This window comes from Emticicia sp. MM, assembly GCF_001649495.1.
Genome location: NZ_LXHX01000080.1, coordinates 1 through 3,991, shown reverse-complemented (window position 1 = coordinate 3,991; position 3,991 = coordinate 1). Strand labels below are relative to the sequence as shown.

At 38.2% G+C, this 3,991-nt stretch carries 2 protein-coding genes; both read right to left on the bottom strand.

Translation table 11 applies throughout. The features are described from left to right. Window positions 1-69 precede the first annotated feature (69 nt). Entirely contained in the window at window positions 70-3,309 is a 3,240-nt protein-coding gene (locus A6M55_RS09695) for a DUF1553 domain-containing protein (RefSeq protein WP_064197420.1), read from the bottom strand. 150 nt (window positions 3,310-3,459) lie between these two features. Beyond that, window positions 3,460-3,921, bottom strand: coding sequence for an IS200/IS605 family transposase (tnpA, locus tag A6M55_RS09690; RefSeq protein ID WP_064197419.1), 462 nt, complete (start codon window positions 3,919-3,921; stop codon window positions 3,460-3,462). Window positions 3,922-3,991 lie beyond the last annotated feature (70 nt).

Genomic DNA, 3,991 nt, shown 5'->3' with positions numbered 1-3,991 from the left:
TCGAGCTTTCGATTCAATGCCGAAAACTCAGGAGAATGAAGTTTGAAAGTATCGTCATGGTGTGCCATTTTATCTTTTGGTAAGGGTTGCATCTGAGTTTAAAATCGTGCTTGCTACTACGGCATTGGCGGCTACTGAGGCGGCTTCTAAAGCTGGGTCAATTTTATAAAGTCCAGTTTTTAACCAACCTTTGGTTTTATCAGGATTTTGTTTAAACTCCTCATATTCAGATTTTTGCAATGATAAGAGTAAGTCCAACTCTCGTTCAGAAGGAGTTTTACCACTAAGTTTCCTATAAACAGTAATAATCGCTTTTCGGGTATCGGCTTCTTTGGCCATGGCTTCGCCTATCACTTTAGCCGCTTCAACAAAAGTTGGGTCGTTGAGCGTCACGAGGGCTTGCAAAGGCGTATTGGTTTTTTGTCGACGAACCACACAATAGCTGCGAGAAGGAGCATCGAATGTTCCCAAAGTCGGATTGGGTACAGAACGCTTCACAACTATATAAAGGCTACGTCGATAAATAGCATCACCCGAATCTTGGGTATATTGGGTATTATTGATTTCCCAAAGGCCATCGGGTTGATAAGGTTTGATGCTTTTACCACCAATTTTCTTATTCAATAAACCACTGACTGCCAATGCATTATCACGAAGCATTTCGGCAGAAAGTCGATTGCTTGGCCCGTGTGAAAGCAAACGATTTTCGGGGTCACGTTCTCTAGCTTCTTTGCTTACTTTTGAATCTTGTCGATACGTGGCTGACATAACAATGAGTTTATTGAGTTTCTTTACATCCCAATCTTTTTGAAAATTTAGAGCCAACCAATCAAGTAATTCGGGGTGGCTCGGCATTTCGCCTTGATTCCCAAAATCTTCAGTCGTTTTTACAATGCCTGTACCGAAGAAATTTTGCCAGAATCGGTTTACTGCTACTCTTGCAGTAAGCGGATTATTTTCATCGGTAAGCCATTGAGCCAAACCAAGTCTATTTTTAGGTAAATTGGCAGGAAATGATAGAATATCTTTCGGGGTATTAGGTTTTACTTCTTCACCCAAAGCATCATATTGTCCACGATGTAGCAAGTGAGTAACCTTTGGTTTAGGCATTTCTTGCATAATCATAATTTCGGCAATTTTTTCGCTCGAATCAGATAAAGCCGTTCGGAGTTTTTGTAATTCTTTTTGTGCCGATAAAACTGTTGGATTGATGGCCGAAAGGTAATATTCTTTCAAAATCGCTTTTTCTTGGGCGTTTAATTCGCTTGAAGATTTATTCGAAATATTGCCCCAATCAGCCTTTTTGGCTAAGATTTTTATTTCAAATGGCGTTAAAGCTCGGCTGTAAACTATGGCATCGTCAACTTTTCCTCCTTTAAAACCCAATCCACGCCACCAGCCGCCAATCTGCAATGCTGGCTCTGATTTTGAGTAAAAAATAATGTCTTTATATAATTGGTCGATGACGGTTTCCATGGTCATTTCTTCTCCATCAAGATAGAGTTTGAAACCGTTGGCTTTGGCAGAGCCATCGTGGGTCATGCACAAATGTACCCATTTATCACGAGGAGCGTCTTTCAAACTTAATTTTGTAATGGCATTTGAAGGAGCGGTGTGAGCCATCGTAATTTCTAACTTATTATTTCGTAGAAATAAGTGGTAGCCCTTGAAATTATACAAACGCTCGGCATTGCTTTTATGGAAAATCACACCATCTTTCATTTCCTTCGGAATGTAGGCCCACATACCAACCGTAAAAGCCTCAGACTTTCGAAAAACACCTACATCTTTTAAATCGGCATAGACATCGCCATCTAAAAGCAGCACTTGACCCTTGGTGGTTTGCTCGAAAGTAGGTTTATCAAGAGTTCCGGCATCACGTCGCATCACGCCTTTTTGTTTAGGATTTACACTGTTTCGAAGTGAATCTTCAAAGGTATAAAATCCTTGTAAGTTAGCTTGTGGCAAAGCATTGTTTAATAGTGATTGATATTCTTTATTTTCTAACCATTTTTCAAAATCTGTTGTAGCTGAATTTTTCGCTTCAATTACTTTTTGTTCTTGTTCTGCAATGGAATTTTTAATGAAATCGACTACTTTTTCTTGCTCAGCAGTCGGTAAAAGTAGGGTAGGAGTGGGTAGGTCATCATTCCACGAAATCTGACCAGCTTCTCTTATATTATTAAAGAAACTGAATAATTCGTAATAATTTTTCTGTGAAATTGGGTCATATTTATGGTCGTGGCATCGGGCACAACCAACCGACATCGCCAAGAAAGCATCACCAAAAGTATTGGTTCTGTCCATGACATATTCGGTTTGAAATTCTTCTTCTACAATACCTCCTTCCAAATTTTGCGGATGATTTCGATTGAAAGCCGTAGCAATGAGCATATCTTTGGTGGGTGATGGAAACAAATCGCCAGCCAGTTGTTGGTGGATAAAATTGCTATAAGGCATGTTTTCGTTGAAAGCCCGAATGACCCAATCACGGTAGGGCGACATATCTCGAAGTCGGTCAACAGTATAACCATGAGAATCGGCAAAGCGAGCTAAATCAAGCCAATCAGTGGACATTTTTTCACCATAATGTGGCGAATTTAGTAACCTATCTACTTGTTTTTCGTAGGCATTGGGGCTATTATCATCCAAAAAAACATCAATTTCTTCGAGAGTTGGGGGCAGGCCAGTTAAATCAAAAGACAAACGACGCAGCAAAATTTCCTTTGAAGCCTCTTTTGAGGCCGACAAACCTTCTTGTTCTAAGCGACTGAAAATAAAATTATCAATTTGATTAATGGGAGAAAAAGCAAGCGTATTTTTAAGACAAGGAATTGCTCTTTTTTGTGGTTTCACGAAAGCCCAATGAGGTTGATAAACTGCACCATTTTCAATCCATTTGATGATAACCGCTTTTTCGTAGGCCGATAAGCTCAAATGTGATTTGGGTGTAGGCATCACGTAAGTTGGGTCATTCGAGACTATTCTATGAAAAACCTCACTTTTCTTTAAATTTTTGGGTGAAATTGCCACTTTCCCTGGGCTTTCGGGAAGTTGGGCGTAAGCAGCTTCTGCTAAGTCTAATCGAAGGCCTGCTTTTTGTTTGGCTTTGTCTGGGCCGTGGCAAGCAAAGCATTTATCTGATAAAATTGGTTTTACATGAAGATTATAGTCTAAGGTTGTAGGTAAGTTTTTATAGGCAATGGCTACATCTTCAGGTAATTTAGGGGGGGCGGAAAGCTGATGCCCACTTGGTTTGAATGACCATAAATAAATACAAGCAACGAGTAATAGTAGGTATTTTTTCATGATTGAATTTATTGAATAATAATTTTTGATTTCTTTATTATGATTGTAAAGTGATTGCAATCAGTGCTGTGTAAGTACTCCGTTAGGAGTTAGATATCGGTAGCAAATATTATTTCTAAATTCGAAATGCTCCGTAGGAGCTAAACCAATTTACTCAGGTTCCTTAAAAATATACTTTTCATCGAATGAAACTTCAAATAGGTTTAAAAATTCCTTATATTCCTCTAAAAATGTTCTTTTTCTATGATGTTCTTCTTGATTCTCAATATACTTTATAATAATTGGTAGTTGAGATTGTCCGTAAGAAAATGCGGCATAACCTTCTTGCCAAGCAAATTTACTTTTAGTTAATTTATTTTCATTTATCCAAAGAGAGGTCATTTGTTTAATATCTCGCATCAAATCAGCAAGAGTTTGGGTACTGCGAAATCCGATTAAAATATGAATGTGGTCGGACATTCCGTTAATAATCAAAACTTTATGACCATTGTTTTGTATGATTCCAGTTGTGTATTTATAAAGTTTATCTTTCCATTCTCGTTGAATGAGGTTTTGTCTAAATTTTACTGCAAATATTAAATGCAGATGTATTTGTGTGAAAGTATTAGCCATTTTGTTAGGTGTGTTTTAGCATTGCAGTTGGTATAGCTCCTGACGGAGCAGTAATTTCTACTTTTCGTTT

Bases quoted from the DNA above. Each gene is read 5' to 3' on its own strand.
- A6M55_RS09695 (WP_064197420.1), bottom strand. From the start codon at position 3,309: ATGAAAAAATACCTACTATTACTCGTTGCTTGTATTTATTTATGGTCA.
- tnpA (WP_064197419.1), bottom strand. From the start codon at position 3,921: ATGGCTAATACTTTCACACAAATACATCTGCATTTAATATTTGCAGTA.